This window comes from Ruminococcus sp. J1101004sp1_RTP21198st1_B9_RTP21198_201120, from assembly GCF_040924245.1.
GTDB lineage: Bacteria > Bacillota > Clostridia > Lachnospirales > Lachnospiraceae > Blautia_A > Blautia_A faecis.
In genome coordinates, this window is the sequence record NZ_JBCOMI010000038.1 from 17,717 (window position 1) to 36,022 (window position 18,306).

General features: G+C 44.3%; 15 protein-coding genes and 1 tRNA gene. 12 read left to right on the forward strand and 4 right to left on the reverse strand.

What is annotated here, in order from left to right; genetic code table 11:
* Positions 1 to 37 precede the first annotated feature (37 nt).
* Positions 38 to 110, reverse strand: a tRNA-Thr gene (locus tag AB5618_RS18570).
* A gap of 128 nt (positions 111 to 238) precedes the next feature.
* Positions 239 to 724: an ureidoglycolate lyase gene (locus AB5618_RS18575; protein WP_227200738.1), complete on the reverse strand. Its 486-nt coding sequence runs from the start codon at positions 722 to 724 to the stop codon at positions 239 to 241.
* A gap of 201 nt (positions 725 to 925) precedes the next feature.
* On the opposite strand from AB5618_RS18575, the gene AB5618_RS18580 reads away from it, so the two are divergent.
* The 10 genes from AB5618_RS18580 to AB5618_RS18625 all read left to right on the forward strand — a co-directional run bounded on the left by AB5618_RS18580 (position 926) and on the right by AB5618_RS18625 (position 12,447).
* Positions 926 to 1,147 (forward strand): hypothetical protein, encoded by a 222-nt coding sequence (locus AB5618_RS18580; RefSeq protein WP_148461828.1) that lies wholly within the window; start codon positions 926 to 928, stop codon positions 1,145 to 1,147.
* A gap of 198 nt (positions 1,148 to 1,345) precedes the next feature.
* Positions 1,346 to 2,350, forward strand: coding sequence for an ABC transporter ATP-binding protein (locus AB5618_RS18585; RefSeq protein ID WP_148461827.1), 1,005 nt, complete (start codon positions 1,346 to 1,348; stop codon positions 2,348 to 2,350).
* Complete coding sequence (locus AB5618_RS18590; RefSeq protein ID WP_368366972.1) at positions 2,347 to 3,231, forward strand: ABC transporter permease; 885 nt, start codon at positions 2,347 to 2,349, stop codon at positions 3,229 to 3,231. The genes AB5618_RS18585 and AB5618_RS18590 overlap by 4 nt, the downstream gene beginning before the upstream one ends.
* Positions 3,228 to 4,133, forward strand: coding sequence for an ABC transporter permease (locus tag AB5618_RS18595; protein WP_347708547.1), 906 nt, complete (start codon positions 3,228 to 3,230; stop codon positions 4,131 to 4,133). The genes AB5618_RS18590 and AB5618_RS18595 overlap by 4 nt, the downstream gene beginning before the upstream one ends.
* Before the next feature lie 107 nt (positions 4,134 to 4,240).
* The gene (potA, locus tag AB5618_RS18600; protein WP_195379445.1) at positions 4,241 to 5,284 is read left to right on the forward strand and encodes a spermidine/putrescine ABC transporter ATP-binding protein; all 1,044 of its coding nucleotides are present in this window, start codon (positions 4,241 to 4,243) and stop codon (positions 5,282 to 5,284) included.
* The gene (locus AB5618_RS18605) at positions 5,284 to 6,105 is read left to right on the forward strand and encodes an ABC transporter permease (RefSeq protein ID WP_148461825.1); all 822 of its coding nucleotides are present in this window, start codon (positions 5,284 to 5,286) and stop codon (positions 6,103 to 6,105) included. The genes potA and AB5618_RS18605 overlap by 1 nt, the downstream gene beginning before the upstream one ends.
* 9 nt (positions 6,106 to 6,114) lie before the next feature.
* Positions 6,115 to 7,962, forward strand: a complete 1,848-nt coding sequence (locus AB5618_RS18610) for an extracellular solute-binding protein (protein ID WP_195409889.1) — start codon at positions 6,115 to 6,117, stop codon at positions 7,960 to 7,962.
* A gap of 73 nt (positions 7,963 to 8,035) precedes the next feature.
* Entirely contained in the window at positions 8,036 to 9,064 is a 1,029-nt protein-coding gene (locus AB5618_RS18615; RefSeq protein WP_195409888.1) for a spermidine/putrescine ABC transporter substrate-binding protein, read from the forward strand.
* Positions 9,065 to 9,348: 284 nt separating this feature from the next.
* Positions 9,349 to 11,049 (forward strand): phosphoenolpyruvate--protein phosphotransferase, encoded by a 1,701-nt coding sequence (gene ptsP, locus AB5618_RS18620; protein WP_195409887.1) that lies wholly within the window; start codon positions 9,349 to 9,351, stop codon positions 11,047 to 11,049.
* 90 nt (positions 11,050 to 11,139) lie between these two features.
* A complete protein-coding gene (locus AB5618_RS18625; protein ID WP_368366973.1) occupies positions 11,140 to 12,447 on the forward strand; it encodes a DUF362 domain-containing protein in 1,308 nt (435 codons plus the stop codon).
* Positions 12,448 to 12,564: 117 nt separating this feature from the next.
* Here AB5618_RS18625 and AB5618_RS18630 read toward each other — a convergent pair whose 3' ends face one another.
* On the reverse strand, positions 12,565 to 13,446 hold the full coding sequence (locus tag AB5618_RS18630) for a homocysteine S-methyltransferase family protein (RefSeq protein WP_173736488.1): 882 nt from the start codon (positions 13,444 to 13,446) through the stop codon (positions 12,565 to 12,567).
* Between the two features lie 315 nt (positions 13,447 to 13,761).
* Between AB5618_RS18630 and AB5618_RS18635 the strand changes: the two genes are divergently transcribed.
* Positions 13,762 to 15,423 (forward strand): LCP family protein, encoded by a 1,662-nt coding sequence (locus AB5618_RS18635; protein WP_173736487.1) that lies wholly within the window; start codon positions 13,762 to 13,764, stop codon positions 15,421 to 15,423.
* 240 nt (positions 15,424 to 15,663) lie between these two features.
* A complete protein-coding gene (locus tag AB5618_RS18640; RefSeq protein ID WP_173736486.1) occupies positions 15,664 to 16,506 on the forward strand; it encodes a hypothetical protein in 843 nt (280 codons plus the stop codon).
* A 405-nt stretch (positions 16,507 to 16,911) separates the two neighbouring features.
* On the opposite strand, the gene AB5618_RS18645 is transcribed toward AB5618_RS18640, so the two are convergent.
* A complete protein-coding gene (locus AB5618_RS18645) occupies positions 16,912 to 18,054 on the reverse strand; it encodes a site-specific integrase (RefSeq protein ID WP_173736442.1) in 1,143 nt (380 codons plus the stop codon).
* Between the last annotated feature and the right edge of the window lie 252 nt (positions 18,055 to 18,306).

An 18,306-nucleotide genomic window follows, 5' to 3' on the forward strand; every position in this document is an offset into this window, starting at 1 on the left:
AAGCGAATCTGGAATATCCGTTTGACCAAATAAAAAAAGCTGGAAATGAGACTCGAACTCACGACCCCTTCATTACGAGTGAAGTGCTCTACCGACTGAGCTATTCCAGCTTATGGAATGATAAGTGTATAAAAATTTATACACTTATCAGACACAAAAAATATTTTAAGTTATAAGCAGCCATTTGTCAAGAAAATCTTGGGTAAAAATTCTGATTTATCGTGGGAGAAAATTCTGATTATACGATTTTAAACCAGTCTTTTTCCTCAAACTCAACTACCGTACAGTCATTTGCATAAGTACATTCCGGTAAAATGATCATTGCATGAAGGACATCGTTGTTTACCGGCAGAGGACATAAATGCCAGATAGCAGCATTGATCTTTACCATATGTCCTTTGGGAACAATGAAGGCCTTTGTAAGTTCCGGGACTGGCGTACCGGCAGATGCAGGAGCAACATGAATGATCATATCATCATCCAGAGCTACAATGCCTTCCCAGGTGGTTGTGTGGTATTCTGCCATCTTAACGATTCGCTCATCTTTGCGTACGGCAATGGGAGAAAATCCCATACTTCCCATACAAGTACCTGAGATACGATCCGGATAAAATTTGTGGATTTCGCCCTGTAAAGGATAACCTTCCGGCTCAGTCATGGAACAGTAGGTGCCAAAGGGAGCAAAATCTGTTGGATTAATTTTTACAGCTGTAATTTCTTTCATGGAAAACCTCCTCAAATGTAGTAAAAACCCTTGAAGCTATTGTATCATGGTGTTGGAAAAAGCTCAATAAATATCATAAGATAAAATAGCATTTCACAAAACATTTCACAAAAGTTTTATGCCAATGGGAAAATAACTGTTTTCAAATGATTCATTCTATGATAGAATACACTTTGATTGCAAACAAAGGAGATGAGGTACATGTCAGGTTATTCCACCCCAGGCTTTTTTGAAAAGAAAATAGAGAGAGAGACTGCAGCAAGAGTTGCAGCTTTTTTAGGCGGGCTTGGAAGAGGTTCCGAGAATCTTGGAGCTACCGGGGTACGTTCTGACTGGATGGAGCAGGACGGACCTGCTGTTGTTGTACCTTTTTTTGAAGAATTATATGGGAATACGGGTTACCGATATAGCAATATACAGTAATGGCGCTGTATAAACATGCACCGTGTTTATACAGAGATTTTCTGAATGTATGGCTATAGGGGTATCCCGTATTTTTTTCGTACTTCACTTAACATTACAGCAGAGCGTGTTAAAAAAGGCTTTCTTCAAAATGCGTGTCACAATTTGTGGAAGCCTGCAGGAATAATTTTCAAACACGCTCCAGAAAGGAGAAGACAAATGTCTGACTCATTTCTTGAATTAAGAAATCTGAAAAAAAGTTTTACATCAGAAGAATATGTTCTACAGGGAATCAATCTGCAAATTGATCAGGGGGAATTCGTTACCTTGCTGGGTGCTTCCGGCTGCGGCAAGACGACCACTCTTCGCATCATCGCAGGACTGGAGCAGCCAGACAGCGGAAGCGTATGGCTGGAGGGGGAAGATGTGACGAATCTGGAGCCAAACCAGAGAGATGTGAACACGGTATTTCAGAATTACGCCCTTTTTCCCCATATGAACGTGGCGGATAACATCGGGTATGGTCTGAAAATACGAAAAGTATCAAAAGCGGATATAAAGAAAAAGGTTAAGGAAATGCTGGAGCTGGTTCAGCTGGAAGGTTTCGAGAAACGAAAACCTGCGGAGCTCTCTGGCGGACAGAAGCAGCGAGTAGCCATTGCAAGAGCACTGGCAAATAATCCACGTGTACTGCTTCTGGACGAGCCTCTCGGAGCTCTGGATCTGCAGCTTCGGCGGACGATGCAATTGGAACTGAAGCGACTGCAAAAGAAGCTGGGAATTACCTTTATCTATATTACACACGATCAGGAGGAGGCTATAAATATGTCTGACCGTATCGTGGTAATGAACCAGGGACGATTCGAGCAGATTGGTACTCCAGACGAAATCTACAACCACCCGAAGACCAGCTATGTGGCAACCTTTGTGGGAAATGCCAATATCCTGAAGGGCGAACTTGTGGGCATGGATGGAACAGTAGCAATTCGAAGTGAGAATATAATATTGGATGAAACTTGTAAACAAGGTTATTCGGCGGTGGTAAAGGAGAAAAATTTCGCAGCAGGACAGTTGAGAGTATTGCTTGCTCTGCCAGATGGCACAGAAATTACAGCTAGTCGCTTCGGTATGAATGCAAATATTCAGCCTGGTCAGAAGATAAACTGGTATTTCGATCCGAAGAATGCGGTTGTAGTTGACAAGATAGAAGGAGAAAGATCGTGAGGGGCAAAATAAGCCGGAGCAAATCTTCGGCGAAGCACACCCGTGCCACCATCTGGATGATCCTGCCATTATATATTTTCACTTTGATCTTCGTGGCATGCCCTCTTATCTATATGGTAGCTTTAAGCTTTGCCACCCCGGGAGAAGTCCACGGTGTACAGTGGATTTTTACACTGGATAATTACAGGAAGATTTTGGAACCAGTGTACCTGGATACCTTTGTCCAGTCCTTCCAGCTGGCCATTACAAGTACTGTTTTTATTACCCTGATCGGGTATCCGTTTGGCTATTTTATGGCGAAATTACCGGCAGGCGGCAAGAAGAAAGCCATGCTTCTTCTTATGCTTCCTTTTTGGGTAAATTCTCTGATCAGACTTTATGGCTGGATCATCATCCTTCAGAAAAAAGGCGTTCTGAATTTCGTTCTGAAAAAACTTGGTCTGATTGAGAAGCCGCTGAAGATTATGTACAGTTACCCGGCAATCGTCATTGGTATGATATATGTGCTGCTGCCATTTATGATCCTGTCTGTATATTCCAGTGCGGAAAAACTGGATTGGTCTCTGGTAGAAGCGGCACGTGACCTTGGCGCAAGCAAGGCGAAAGCATTCTGGACAGTGAGCTTTAAGCTGACCCTGCCAGGCCTTTTGTCCGGCGTGATCCTAACCTTTATTCCATCTATGGGACTGTTTTTCATAGCAGACATTCTGGGGGGAAATAAGGTAGTGCTGGTGGGAAGTCTGATCCAGGACCAGATGACACGGGGAAATAACTGGCCCTTCGCGGCAGCTCTGGCGGTGATCATGATGATCCTTACCACTTTGATGATCCTTCTATACCGTAAGGTTACCAATGCGAAAGAAGTGGAGGGGCTGGGATGATAAAAACACAAAATAATGAAATAGAAGTACTGGATCCGAAAATGCAAGGTGAAGGCACCGAGGCTAAAAACGGTACATTAGTTAAAAAGTTTGGAAAGAAAAGAAATGCAGGCTCTGGCATGAAACGGAGCACCCGCTTTGAGAAGATATACCTTGGTATCATTTTCTTCTTAATGTACCTCCCAGTAGCCGTAGTCGTCATTTTTTCCTTCAACGAATCCAAGCTTCCCGTACGTCTCACCGGATTTTCCCTCCAGTGGTACGAGAAATTATTCGCAGACAGCGCCATGATGGAAGCCCTGGTAAACAGCCTGATCCTGGGCGTGGCAAGCTGTGTAGTTTCTGCTGTCATCGGAACGCTGGGGGCGGTAGGTCTGTCACGGATTCACTGGAAAACAAAAGGCGCATTGGAGTACATTTCTATTTTGCCCCTTATGATACCGGAAATTATTCTGGGTATGGTGCTGATGGCATTTTTCTATATGCTGAATCTGCCCTTCGGAATGCTTACCCTGCTGATCGGACATACGGTGTTTTGCGTTCCCTATATATTGATGGAAGTAAAAGCAAGGCTGGTGGGCATGGATCCTTCCCTTGAGGAAGCTGCCCGGGATCTTGGAGCTACTTCCATGAGAGCCTTTCTCGACGTTACGCTGCCACTGATCATGCCAGCTGTTGCGTCCGGCTCATTGCTTGCCTTTGCCATGTCCATGGATGACGTGGTAATCAGTATTTTTATTAACGGTCCGAGATTGTCTACCTTGCCAATTAAGGTGTACACTCAGATCAAAACCGGTGTCACGCCGGAAATCAATGCCCTGTGTACGATTATGCTGGCTTTTACAGTGGTGATCCTTCTTGTTTACTCTCTTATAAAGAAGTTAAAGAGGAAGTATAAGTAGTCTGCTCACAGGAATCAGCGAAGAAAATCACCTGATAAAAGCCGGTTTTTTCACGGCATGAGGAAATATATGGATATTTCCACTTAGGGACGGAAAGGAGCACACGAATGAACAAACTCATAGAGTTGAAAAACCTCACAAAAAATTTTGATGACCAGCAGGTTCTCCGCGGAATCAATCTGGACATCTATGAGAACGAGTTTCTCACCCTTCTGGGGCCAAGTGGCTGTGGAAAGACCACAACCCTTCGTATTATTGCAGGCTTCGAGGAGCCAAGCGGCGGCGAAGTATTGTTTAACGGAATTGAGATTTCCAAGCTGCCTCCCTATAAGAGAGAGGTAAATACCGTTTTCCAGAAATATGCCCTTTTTCCCCATCTGAATGTGGCAGAGAACATTGGATTCGGTCTGAATCTGAAAAAAGTGGACAAGGACGTGATCGCCCAGAAAGTCACTAGAATGCTGAAAATGGTAGGTCTGGAGGGTTTCGAAAAAAGAGATGTCACCCTGCTCTCCGGCGGACAGCAGCAGCGAGTTGCCATTGCTCGTGCGCTGGTAAATGAGCCGAAAATCCTTCTTCTTGACGAGCCTCTTGGCGCCCTGGATGCGAAAATACGAAAACAGATGCAGATCGAGCTGAAAAAAATCCAGCAGGAGGTTGGAATTACCTTCATTTATGTTACGCATGACCAGGAGGAAGCCCTTTCTATGTCTGATACCGTGGTCGTTATGAATAACGGTGAAATTCAGCAGATCGGTTCTCCTACCGATATTTACAACGAGCCCGAAAACCGCTTCGTAGCAGGCTTCATTGGAGAGTCCAATATTATAGAAGGAATTATGATCAGAGATTATCTGGTGCAGTTCGACGGATTTGAATTCGAATGCGTAGACAAAGGCTTTGAGGATAATGAAGAAATCGAGGTTGTGCTTCGTCCTGAGGACCTTGACATTGTGGAACCATCCCAGGCGAAAATCAACGGTGTTGTCCGAAACGTCACCTTCAAAGGCGTTCATTATGAAATTCTCGTAGAAACAGAACTGCGCACCTATAAAGTTCAGACCACCGATTATGCGGAAGTGGGCCGCCAGGTAGGACTGAAATTCGGACCGGAAGACATTCACGTCATGTACAGAATGGGAGCTTATTGATGAAACAGTTTAAGCGCCTGATCATTCCTTACTTTATCTGGGCAATTGTTATCCTTGTGATCCCACTGTTTCTCATTGCCCTGTATGCGTTCACCACAGAAGGAAATGAAGTAATGACACTTTCCTTCACCTGGGGGAATTTTGCCAAATTCCTGGAAGCTACCTACCTGAATGTGATCCTGAAATCCTTCTGGCTGGGACTTCTCACCACCTTTATCTGTCTGGTGCTTGGCTATCCCCTTGCCCTGATCATTGCGAGATGCTCTGAGAAAGTCCAGGGACTTCTCATTATGCTGGTAACCATTCCAATGTGGATCAACATGCTTCTTCGTACTTATGCGTGGATGAATCTTCTTGCAGATAACGGAATCATCAATAACCTTCTGGCAAAAATCGGACTGGGACCTATCAGTATGATGTATACGGATTTTTCCGTAATGGTAGGCCTGATCTGCAACTTTATGCCCTTTATGATCATTCCTATCCATACATCCTTAAATAAAATGGATAAATCCCTGATCGAGGCAGCCTACGATCTGGGAGCCAACCGTTTCCAGACCTTCTGGAAGGTAATCTGGAAGCTGTCCCTGCCAGGGGTGGTAAATGGTATTATGATGGTTTTCCTTCTTGCCATTTCCTCCTTCGTTATCCCGAAGCTTCTGGGAGGTGGACAGTACATGCTTATCGGAAACCTGATCGAGTCCCAGTTTATCTCAGTTGGAGACTGGAATTTCGGAAGTGCCATTTCCATGATTCTGGCGGTGATCATTTTGATCTCCATGAGTCTGATGAAGCGGATGGACAAGGAAAAAGGAGAATAGGAGGATATCATGCAGAAAAAAACAAGCTTTTTTCAGAGATTTTATGTGGCCATCTGTCTGGTATTCTTTTACTTGCCAATCCTGGTGACCATGATTTTTTCCTTTAATTCCTCCAAATCCCTGACCAGGTTTACGGGATTCTCCATGAGATGGTATACAGAGCTGCTGCACAATACAGAAGTCAGCAAAGCGGTTTACGTGTCTGTGACCATCGCCATCCTGGCAACTGTGATCTCCACAGTGCTGGGAACCATCACTGCAATTGGTCTTTCCAAGTCCAGGAAGGTGTTAAAGGAAACACTTTTAAATATCAACAACCTGCCCATTTTGAACCCGGATATTGTTACTGCAATCGGACTGATGCTTCTGTTTTCTTCACTGGGCTTTCGGAAAGGGTACTTTACCATGCTGCTGGCACACATTTCCTTTTGTACGCCATATGTGATCACCAGTGTTTATCCCAAGGTGCGAAGCCTTGACCCGAACCTGGCAAATGCAGCCATGGACCTTGGAGCAACTCCGTTCCAGGCGTTGACCAAGGTAATCGTGCCCATGATTAAGGATGGCATTTTCGCCGGTGCGCTGCTGGCATTTACCATGTCCTTTGACGATTTCGTAATTTCGTACTTTGTATCCGGAAACGGTGTAAAGAATATTTCCATTGTGGTCTATAATATGACCAAACGAATCAACCCTACCATCAACGCCCTGTCCACAATTGTAATCCTGGTCATTGTGCTTGTCATGGTTTTTGCCAACGTGCTTCCAAAGCTCCTGGAAAAGCATGCCAGCAAGCATGCGAAAAAGATTCAGCGCGTAATCGCCCTTCTGCTGGTTTTTGCCCTTGGCTTCGGACTGATCAAGTGCGGAGGCAGTGCAGCGGAGAACCATGTCCTGAAGGTTTATAATGCAGGAGAATATATGGATCTGGATCTTCTGACACAGTTTGAGCAGGAATATAATTGTACAGTAGTTTACGAAACCTTCGAATCCAACGAAATGATGTACACCAAGCTTTCCGGCGGTGAGTCCTATGACGTGCTGATCCCTTCGGATTACATGATCGAGCGTCTGATTAAAGAGGATTACTTACAGTATATTGACTGGGATCTGATCCCGAATAAGGGCAGCCTGATGGATGAGGTCATGAATAAAAGCTATGATCCGGGAAATCGTTATTCCTGCCCATATTTCTGGGGAACGGTTGGTATTCTTTATGATACGACTGTGGTTGATCCGGAAGATCTTCAGGAGGGTTGGGATCTTCTCAGGGATACCAAATATAAAGGAAATATTTACATGTATGATTCTGAGCGGGATTCCTTTATGATCGCACTGAAGGCTCTTGGATATTCCATGAATACTACAGATGAGAATCAGATTCAGGAAGCTTACCAATGGCTGGTTGACCAGAGAAATACCATGGACCCGATTTACGCAGGTGATGACGTCATTGACAATATGATTTCCGGAAACAAGGCTATGGCAGTTGTTTATTCCGGAGATGCTTCTTATATTATAAGCGAAAATCCGAATATGGATTACTTCACACCGAGCCAGGGAACCAACAACTGGTATGATGCAATGGTTATCACAAGGGACTGCAATGAGACAGAGCTTGCCCATCAGTTTATTAATTTTATGCTAAATGAAGAATCTGCTCTTTCCAATACGGAAGAAGTAGGTTATACTTCTCCTGTAAAGAGTGTTTACGAAACTATGATCACCGGAGAGTATGAGGGCGTTTCCTCCTACATCCCGGATTTCGAAAATCCAAATAGCGAGATCTTCCGTTATCAGGAACCGAAGATCAAGCAGAAATATGCGGAGCTGTGGACGAAGATCAAGGCAGAGTAAACATGGAAATTTATAAAAACGGAAACGTGGCTGGCAGAAGCCGGCTGTGTTTTTGAAGAAGAGGAGAATGATTATGAAGAAAAAGGTATTTGCGGTAATTCTTGCTGCAGCAGCAATCTGTGGCAGCCTGTCACCTGTATACGCAGCTGACTCCGAGCTTGTCCTTTATACCTGGGAAGGAATGTTCCCGCAGGAGGTTCTGGACGGATTTGAGGAAGAAACCGGCTGTAAGATCGTATATTCCAACTTTGACACTGACGAGACCATGCTGGAGAAGGTTTCCATGGCAAAAGGCGGAGACTATGATGTGGTAATCGCAGATGACTACATCCTTGAGAAAATCGTGGAAGAAGGTCTTGCCACCAAGCTTGACAAAGACAAAATCTCCAATTGGGGAAACATCAATCCTCTTTATCAGGGACAGTTCTATGATGCGAAGGACGAGTACACCGTACCTTACGGCGCTGGTATTCCGCTGATCGTATATGATCCGGAGGAAGTGGACATTGATATCAAGGGCTATTCTGATCTGTGGGATCCGTCTCTGGAGGACAGCATAGCGCTGATCGGCAACTATCGTGTTATTAACGGAATTACTCTTCTCACCATGGGAAAAAGCATGAATGAAGAAGACGTGGATACTATAGCAGAGGCAGGAGAGAAGCTTGTGGAGCTGGCTCCCAATGTGCGTATGATCCAGGATGACAATACCCAGAATGCGCTTTTGAACGGAGAGGCTTCTGTAGCGTTCCTTTACACCTCCCAGGTAACTGCAGCTCTGGCAGAGAACCCGGATCTGAAGGTGGTTTATCCGGAGGAAGGTCTTGGCTTCGGTGTTATGGGAATGTTTATTCCAAGCGAGGCTCCAAATGCAGATGCAGCTTACCAGTTTGTAGATTATATTTTAAGACCGGAGGTTGCTGCACAGTGCTTCAATTATATCGGTTACTACTGCACCAACAAGGCAGCAGACGAGCTGGTAGACGAGAGCCTGGTGGTTCCGGACAGTGTAACAAGCGGTGAGAGTATTAAGAATGTAAGTCAGGAAGCTGAGGAACAGTATAATAAGAACTGGACTGAGTTTAAGGCTGCCTGCGATTAATTGAATTGCATTAATCCAGTAAAAGGATAAAATCGGGAAAGAGCCTGTGAGTGAGCTGTTCGGGGAAAACGGATAAATCACTGTGCAGGCTCTTTTTTATGTAATAGAAAAGTCCTACCGGGCAGGATTGCACTGCAGCGGAAGGAGAGAGGTCGCTGGAGGTGGAGAATGCTTGCACATATATGTTTCCGGGGACAGAGTGAACAACACGGATATTGACAAAGCTTCGCCAGTGTGTGATTATTATTTACAGAAATAAATGAGTTTTTTAGAGGAGAAACAAAATGGAAATATACAAGGGAGCTTCCGCCTTTGCGGGGATTGCCATTGGGAAAATCAGGTTTTATCGGAAAGGTGAATATCAGATCCGACAGCATCAGGCAGATGATGTAAAAAAGGAACTGAAGAATTTTGATGTGGCTCGTCGGCATGTGATGCAGACCTTGAAGGAAGAGTATGACAGAATGTCAGAAAAGCAAATGGACACAGCTGATCCTGAATTGGATATGGAACCCCAACCTTTGGATAGAATTGTGAAAGTGAATGGGGAAAATGGAACAAACCAGATCCTGGAGCAGGCAGAGCTTCTGGGCTCTGGCAGCTTTCTCCGTGCGGTACAGAGTATGATCACAGGGGAAAAGGTGACTGCTGCTTATGCAGTGCAGACCACAAGAGATGAGATGCAGAGTACTTTTTCCAGGCTGAACGATCCGACCATAAAGGAACGAATCCACAATGTAAGCCGCATCTCCAGTCTCCTTCTGGAAATTCTCGGGGAAGATGAGAACAAAATTGATCTGGGAGAGGAACCAGTCATTCTGGCAGCAGATGCCCTTTCTCTTGCAGAACTGATGGAAATGGATAAGGAGAAGCTTCTGGGTATTGTCACCCGTAAAGGTTCTGCTACCTCTCACGCTGCGATCCTTGCGAAAAATATGGATATTCCCTGTGTTACAGGTATTGGGATTCCACAGTCAGAAGAAGAGTGGAAAGACAGCATTGCCATTATTGACGGATATACGGGAACCATCTATCTGGAACCGGATAATGAGGTACGAAAAGAATACGAGATTCGCCGAAAAGCAGATCTGGTAGAGCGGGAATCCCTTTTGAAGCTGAAAGACAAGGGCGATATTACGAAAGATGGACGTGAAGTGGGAATCTACGCGAATATTGGCAGTCTGGATGATTTAAACAGCGCCCTTTATTATGGGGCAAAGGGAATCGGACTGCTGCGAAGCGAGTTCCAGTATCTTGGCAGGGAGAATTATCCCGGGGAAGAAGAACTTTTTCAGGCATATAAGAAAACTGCTGAGACTATGGGCGACCGCCTGGTAGTTATCCGCACCGCCGATCTCGGGGCTGATAAGCAGGCTTCCTACCTTGAAATTCCGGTAGAAACCAACCCTCTCATGGGTAATCGGGGAATCCGTCTCAGTCTGGACCGGAAGAACCTGTTTAAAACCCAGATCCGTGCCATTTACCGTGCGAGCCGGTATGGCAATCTGGGGATGATGTACCCTATGATCTGTTCGGAAGAGGAAATGGATGAGGTTGAAGCTCTGGTGACGGAAGTAAAAGAAGAGCTGAAGGCAGCAGGTGTACCATTTAAGGAAATCCGGACTGGAATTATGATGGAGACTCCGGCTGCAGTGATGATCGGGGAAGAACTGGCGAAACGTGTGGACTTTCTGGGAATCGGAACCAATGACCTGACCCAGTATACTTTGGCCATGGATCGTCAGAATCCGCTTTTACAGAAGAAATATGATGATCATCATCCTGCAATTCTGAAAATGATAAAGATGATTGTAGATGCAGGACACGCGCAGAATTGTAAAGTATGTCTCTGTGGGGAACTGGCAGCGGATACCAGATTGACGGAGACATTTTTGCAGATGGGGGTAGATGCATTGTCTGTGGTACCGGCATGTATATTACCAGTGAGGAAGGCACTGAGGGCGGTTTGTATCGCAGAAATGTGATCTTAGCTTATCTTCTGCGACTGTATTGAGGCGTGCATGTATGTGTGAAAAATTGCAGAATAATTACAAAATAAAACGAGAGCACCAGACATGCAGATCCAGATTACAGGCTGTATGTTTGAAAATATGGGTAGAAACATGAACACAAAAAGCAAAGTAATTGTGCTTCCCTGTGAAGCTTACGACGAAGAACGAATTTATACACTTATGAAAAATGGTCTGGCTCAGCTGGGAGGTCTGGACAACCTTATAAATAAAGAAGAAAAAATCCTTTTGAAGCCTAACCTTTTGAAAAAAGCAGAAGTGGAGAAAGCGGTCATCACTCATCCGGTTGTGGTGGGTGCCTTTGCCAGGATTCTACGTGAGGAAGGTTATAAGAATATTGTGCTTGCAGATTCCTGTGGCCACGGAACTACGAAACAGGTGATCCAGGGCACCGGAATGGACACTTATCTGGAAAAATATCAGATTCCGGCTATTGATTATACGAAAGGCGTGCGTGTGGAAAATCCGGATGGTGTCCAGGCGAAGGAATTTATCCTTCCGAAAGAACTGCTGGAGGCAGAGTGTGTGATTTCTCTTTCCAAAATGAAAACCCACGCTCTGGAGCGAATTACAGGAGCAGTGAAGAACAGCTATGGATTTGTATATGGGAAAAATAAGGCCATTGGTCATACTAAATATCCCAGCGCGGACAGCTTCGCCCGGATGCTTATTGATCTGAACCAGTATGTAAAGCCAAGACTTTATATTATGGATGGAATCACTGCAATGGAGGGAAATGGACCGGGCTCCGGAGACCCGGTAGCCATGAACCTGATTCTGATGTCCACAGATCCGGTGGCACTGGACAGTGTGTTTGCAAGACTGGTTTATCTGAAACCGGAGATGGTTCCTACCAATTACCATGGGGAGAAGATGGGACTGGGAAATTGCAGGGAAGAAAATATTGAGGTTGTGGTAGTTGAGGAGAATCCTTCGGCATCAGCAGTGTGTGATGAAGGAAGTGAAATAACTGGGCGCGAGAAGCAGCGCCAGAATGCAAAGGTTTCTGTAGATAAAAAGCAGATTGGTATTGACGTGGTTTGTAATGTGATTTCGATGGAAGCATTAATAGAAAAATATGGCAATCCCAATTTCAATGTGGATCGCACGAAAGTACGAAACAATGTCTGGACAAAGCTTGCCAAGGCTCTGAATATTTTCCAGAAGAAACCATACATTGAGCCTGACAAATGTATCCGTTGTGGAATCTGTGTAAACAGCTGCCCTGTGCCCGGCAAAGCGGTAGATTTTCGAAATGACAAAAATAATCCGCCTGTTTATGATTATAAGAAGTGTATTCGCTGCTTCTGCTGTCAGGAAATGTGCCCGAAGAAAGCGATTAAGGTGAAGTGAGTGTAAAATACTCCGAAGGGAACATCGGAGAAACATCAGAGTAATTTCGGAGATAAAGAAGAAAAGCCACTACCGAACGTCAACTAAGTTGTGACGTTCTACAGTGGCTTATGTATTTTATCGTCCGATCATCTTCGCTACTTCCCTGATATATTCCGGTGTGGTACCGCAGCAGCCCCCTACAATACCGGCACCTGCATCAATCAGAGCTTTCACATGTCTGGCAAAATCCGGCGCTTTCATGGAATAAACGGCGTTTCCATTATCATCAATGAACGGCATACCGGCATTCGGCTTGGCAATGACCGGGATGGAGACATTTTCTTTAATATTGCGGATAACAGAAACCAGCTGATCCGGACCAACAGAGCAATTCACGCCCACAGCATCTGCACCTGCAGCCTCCAGGGAAACAGCAGCCTCGATAGCATTTCCACCGCTGAAAATACTTCCGTCTGCGTCTACCGTCATGGTACACATAATCGGCAGCTCGCAAACTGTGGAAGCAGCATCCACAGCGGCCAGAGTCTCTTCGATATTGATCATGGTCTCAGCAACGATCAGATCCACGCCGGAATCCTTCAGAATTCCAATCTGCTCCTGATACATTTCGAAAGCTGCCTCATAGGTCATCTCCCCGGCAGGAGCCATCATTTTACCACTGGTGGTAATATCCGCAGCAACGTAAACCTTATGGTCTGCCGTATCCGCGACTTCTCTTGAATAGGAAACCAGAGTGCGGTTGATCTCCTCCATACGGTCCTGCAGACCATGCATGGTAAGGCTTACACGGTTGCCGCCAAAAGTAGGAGTGTAGATAATATTGCTTCCCGCTTCGATATAAGCTCTCTGAAGATTCTGGATCACATCCTTATGCGCCAGCACCCATTCCTCTGTGCATACCCCCTTCGGCATGCCGGCAGCCATCAGGTTGGAACCTGTAGCGCCGTCCAGAAGAACAATATTCTGTGCCAGTTCCTGAAACTCTTGTTTTGTCATATTGTAATTCCTCCTTAAATTGGCAGAATATTGCATTCAAATGATATTTGCATAACATGCCGCCCATTGTGGTCTGCAACTATCTGGCGAACATTTATCCTGCCGGATACGGTTGATTTCGTCATATTCCTGTCCGCGTCCTGGAAGTTATAACGTTTTCATAAAAAAATTTTATAAATCTTTCGTATTATAACACTATTTAACTTGATTTTCCAGTTGTCAGCGTATAAAATATAAGATATGCTTTTGATAGGTGCTGACTATAAAGTGAACAGCAGCCCTTAATGACAAAAGAAATAAAAAAGGAGCTAAAAGATGAGTAGAAGGAGAAGAAGAAACGACTGGATACCAGGCGCGGTGATCACCATCATCGTCATTATGCTTTCTGTTGTTTTTATGGGACTTCTGGCAATGACCAAGATGATCCCGACCATTTATATGCTGATCATCGGCATTGTACTTGCGGTGATCGCAGCCATTATCTGGCTGTTGGTATGGCATACCAGATACACAGGCCGCTTTATTGGCGGAACTGTTTTGGCAGTGATCATGATTGCCATTCTGGCATTCGGCGGTTTCTATATTAATAAGACAAGATCCGCCATCAGCAATATTTCCGGTGAGACCACTGAGGTCACACAGATGGCTGTTTATGTAAAGAACGATGATGCCGCTGATTCTGTAGAGGCAACTGCCGGATATACTTATGGTATTCTTTCCTCACTTGACCGTGAGAACACAGATGGCGCGGTAGCACACCTGAACAGCGAATTCGGCACAGAGGTACAGACGAAAGAGTACGCAGGTCTGACCGAGCTTGCTGACGGAATCCTAAACGGTGAAGTAAATGCTATGCTTCTGAACAGCGGATATCTTAGTGTATACGAGGATATGGACGGATACACAGATTTCAGCACTAAGATAAAAGAGGTTGGAACAGTAGACGTTGAATCCACAATTCAGTCTGCAGAAGAGTCCACCCCTATAGAGCCGATCACCACTGCTAATGGCGGTAAGGTTTACACCATCTATCTCAGTGGTATTGATACCAGAGGTGAGATGACAGCTAAGAGCCGAAGCGATGTAAATATTATTGCCACTGTGAATACAGATACACATGAGATCCTGCTGGTTTCCACACCTCGTGATTACTTTGTACCGCTTTCTATTTCCGGAGGTGCACCGGATAAGCTGACACATGCCGGTATTTATGGAATCGATGTGTGTATGGATACTCTGGGAATGCTGTATGATATTGACATTAATTATTACTTCCGAATTAACTTCGGTGGATTTGTGAAGGTAATCGATGCACTTGGCGGAATTACCGTTAATTCAGATTATGATTTTGATTCCAAGAATATTCTGGGTTATCATTTTAACAAGGGTGAGAATTATGTGAATGGTGAGCAGGCGCTTATCTTTGCAAGAGAGCGTTACGCATTCCAGGAGGGTGACCGCCAGCGTGGTAAGAACCAGATGGAGGTTATCCGTGGTGTTGTGAAGAAGGCACTTTCTCCGGAAATCCTTACCAGCTATTCCTCCATTCTTTCCAGTCTGGATGGATGCTTCGGTACTAACATCACATATGAAGAGATCGCACAGATCCTTCAGCAGCAGCTTACCAATGGGGGCGACTGGACAATCGTTTCCTACAGTGTAAATGGTACCGGTGCTACTGAGAAACCATATTCCATGAGCCAGAAGGCATATGTTATGGTTCCGGATTATAACACTGTTGATAAGGCTAAGAGCCTTATGGAAAAGGTTCGCAACGGTGAGGTGGTTACCCAGGAGGAGGCTGACGCACCAGTTGGCAGCACTTCTGAGAGTACAGATACCCAGTCCGTAACAGAGCCAGGCACAGTTGCAGCAGAGACTGCCACTAATGCAGATGGTACTGCCGCAGACGGTGCTACTACAGATGGAGCAGCAGCCACAGATGGTACTACTACAGATACCACTACACAGCAGTAAGCGAATTCTATAAAAGATAACGGAAGTAAATTCCATAAAGAAATTACAGAAGCAGGCTTTAGAGCATTTGGAACATGCGATGAAGACCTGCTTCTTTTTTGATATTTTATAAACTTTTAAGATGATTTTTATAGTAGATTGTGATATTATAGGGATATGAGTAGGGAGAAAATAATACATTCCGAGAAAGCTTATAAAGTACATGAGATGACGATACAGAAATAAAAAAGGAGAAGTCTCATGCCAAACAGCAAACACGAAGATGCTTTCCTGAAAATGGGTGTGGAATATTTCAGGGAGCATATTTTGAAATTACTCGGTATAAACTATAGTTATGAAGAAATTGGACCGACAGAGTTGGTAGCGCTGACTATCAATGAACTGTATATGGATTTTACTTTTAAGACTACTGAGAAAGATTTGTATATCCATATTGAGTTCCAGACTACAAACAATTCTGAGAAGAAAAATCTCAGACGTTTTCATTCCTATGATGCGTTATTTTCGCATAACATGGATGCGGATGTGATTACATATGTAATTTACACAGGGGAAATCAAGCAGTCAAAAAGTGAATTGAAATGCGGTATCTATACATACCGTGTGATTCCTGTCTATATGGGAGAGAAGGATGCAGATGAAGTTATTCTGCGATTAAAAAAGAAAAAGGCCGCAGGTGAAGCCCTGACAGAGGATGATTTCGCCTGGCTGAGCCTGACGCCGTTAATGGGTGGAAAGCTTAGCCGCAAAGATAGGATAAAAGAAGGAATTCTACTGGCGAAAGAGGAACATAATAGTATAGCGGATAAAGTTACGGCAATGTTATATACTTTGGCAGATAAATTCCTGGATGGAGAAGATCTGAATGAAATTAAGGAGGCGGTGATAATGACGCGATTGGGACAGATGATTATGGATGATGGACGAAAAAAAGGACGGGAAGAAGGACGAAAATCAGGAGAAAAACAAATGGCTGCTTTATATGAGAAATTAGAATCAGCCAGCCGAGTAACAGAATATTTAAAGGCCTGCAAGGATGAAAACTATCGTAAGAAACTTATGGAAGAGTTCAAAATAAGGTAGGCTAATGTAGCCCTGTAGAACACGAAGCCAGGATTGATCAGTGACTGGTGGGATCACTCCTGGCTTTCCTTATAAAACGGTATAGTACAAAGTGTACTTAAACGAATAAAAACCAGAAGCAAAACAAATAATAAATTGATGAGAAAACAAAAAAGATGACCAAAAGTCGCATTATTCCAGTAATGCGTATCTGTGCTGCGAATCAGCAGAAGCAGAGTACAGATTGGACTACTGACCATGTAAGCAGACCCTTTAAATGAAAAAAGAACATATACAATGCATAGAAATGATAGAATATGAATGGGTAACAGCATTAGCCAAAAGAAAAACAACCATCCGGAAACATATTACAAATGCTTCTGAATAGTTGTCTTTCATGCTGTTCTATATTGAATTTTAGGCTTCCTATATTACCTGCCCCATCATCTGGTTCATATACTGCCGCTTGGTTTCCGCCTGGATATGCACATACAGATCTAGCGTAGTGCGAACGGAAGTATGTCCAAGGATTTCGGACAAAGACTTGGTGTCAAATCCTCGCTCCACCCAGCGGCAGGAAAACTGATGGCGCAAAGCATGGATTTTGATCGGTGGAATCCCACATTTTTTTAACAAATTGGCGTATCTGCGCTGAATCACCCGCGGTTCCATACATTTGCCGGTGCCAGTGAGAATATAATATGAGTTCTCTTTGCAGAACCGCCTGGCATAAAAAAGCAGTTTGTCTGGTAATGGAATCTCCCGGTTGGAGTGCTCTGTTTTTGGTGCTCCGATGTACAAGCGGGTTTTGGGGATTTTCCCTGTAACAAGATCTGCAATCTGGTCAAGATTTTTGATCCGGATCACAGTTCTTTGTATGCGTATTTTCCGCTGGGAAAAATCAATGTCACCCCAGCGCAGCCCCGCCAGTTCTCCCACACGGATTCCGGTATGCATACAAAGGAGCAGTCCGAAATAGAAGTCATCGATGTTTTCTGTAAGAAACCGCTCCAATTTGTCATAGTCCTCTATGTTCATAATCTGGACTTCCTGATTGGTTCCTGCAATATGCGGATACCGGATAGGCTCACTGGTATAGACGCCCTGCTTCGCTGCAAAGCCAAGAATACTCCGGAGCACGCTTAAAGTAACGTGAATGGTTCCAGAAGACAGTTCCTGATTCTTTTTCTTATGGATAAACTGATTAATCCTGGCGTTTGTAATTTTGCGGATCTGCGTAGTTCCCAGTTCAGGGAGCAGTTGGTTCTCCAGAATCGCCTTGTAATTGGAAAAAGTGCTGTCTTTAATGGTGTATCGGATATCCTGCTGCCAGCGGATTGCAGCCGTCTGGAAAGTCGCCTGGTAATTTAAAACGCCGGAATTGCCGGTGTGATATCCGTATTGTGGCAACTCTGCGATTTTTTTGTTTCGCTTTGCTTTTACTTCGCTGTAGGTTTTTCCATAAATGGAACCATAATGTATCTTACCTTCCGAATCACGGTATTTGATAAACCGGGCTTCCCAGCGCCCATCCTTGCGTTTTCGGATGTTTTCACCTTTTCTGCACATAACTGCCTCCTTATTCTTATATACCAATTATTTGACCACGCAAACATTTTATATCGAAAAATTCCCTTTGAAAAATGAATGGGAAAAATGTAAATTCGGAGTCAATTATGGTATATTTCGACAAAAAAAGCATATAGTCACTATAATTGGTGTCAAGCGTTTTTGAAAATGTCCCAAAATAATTGAAGTATTAGCCCCGGCTTTTTGCTGGGGCTTGTTAAATTGATTCGTTTCATTCCTCAGGCAATTTTT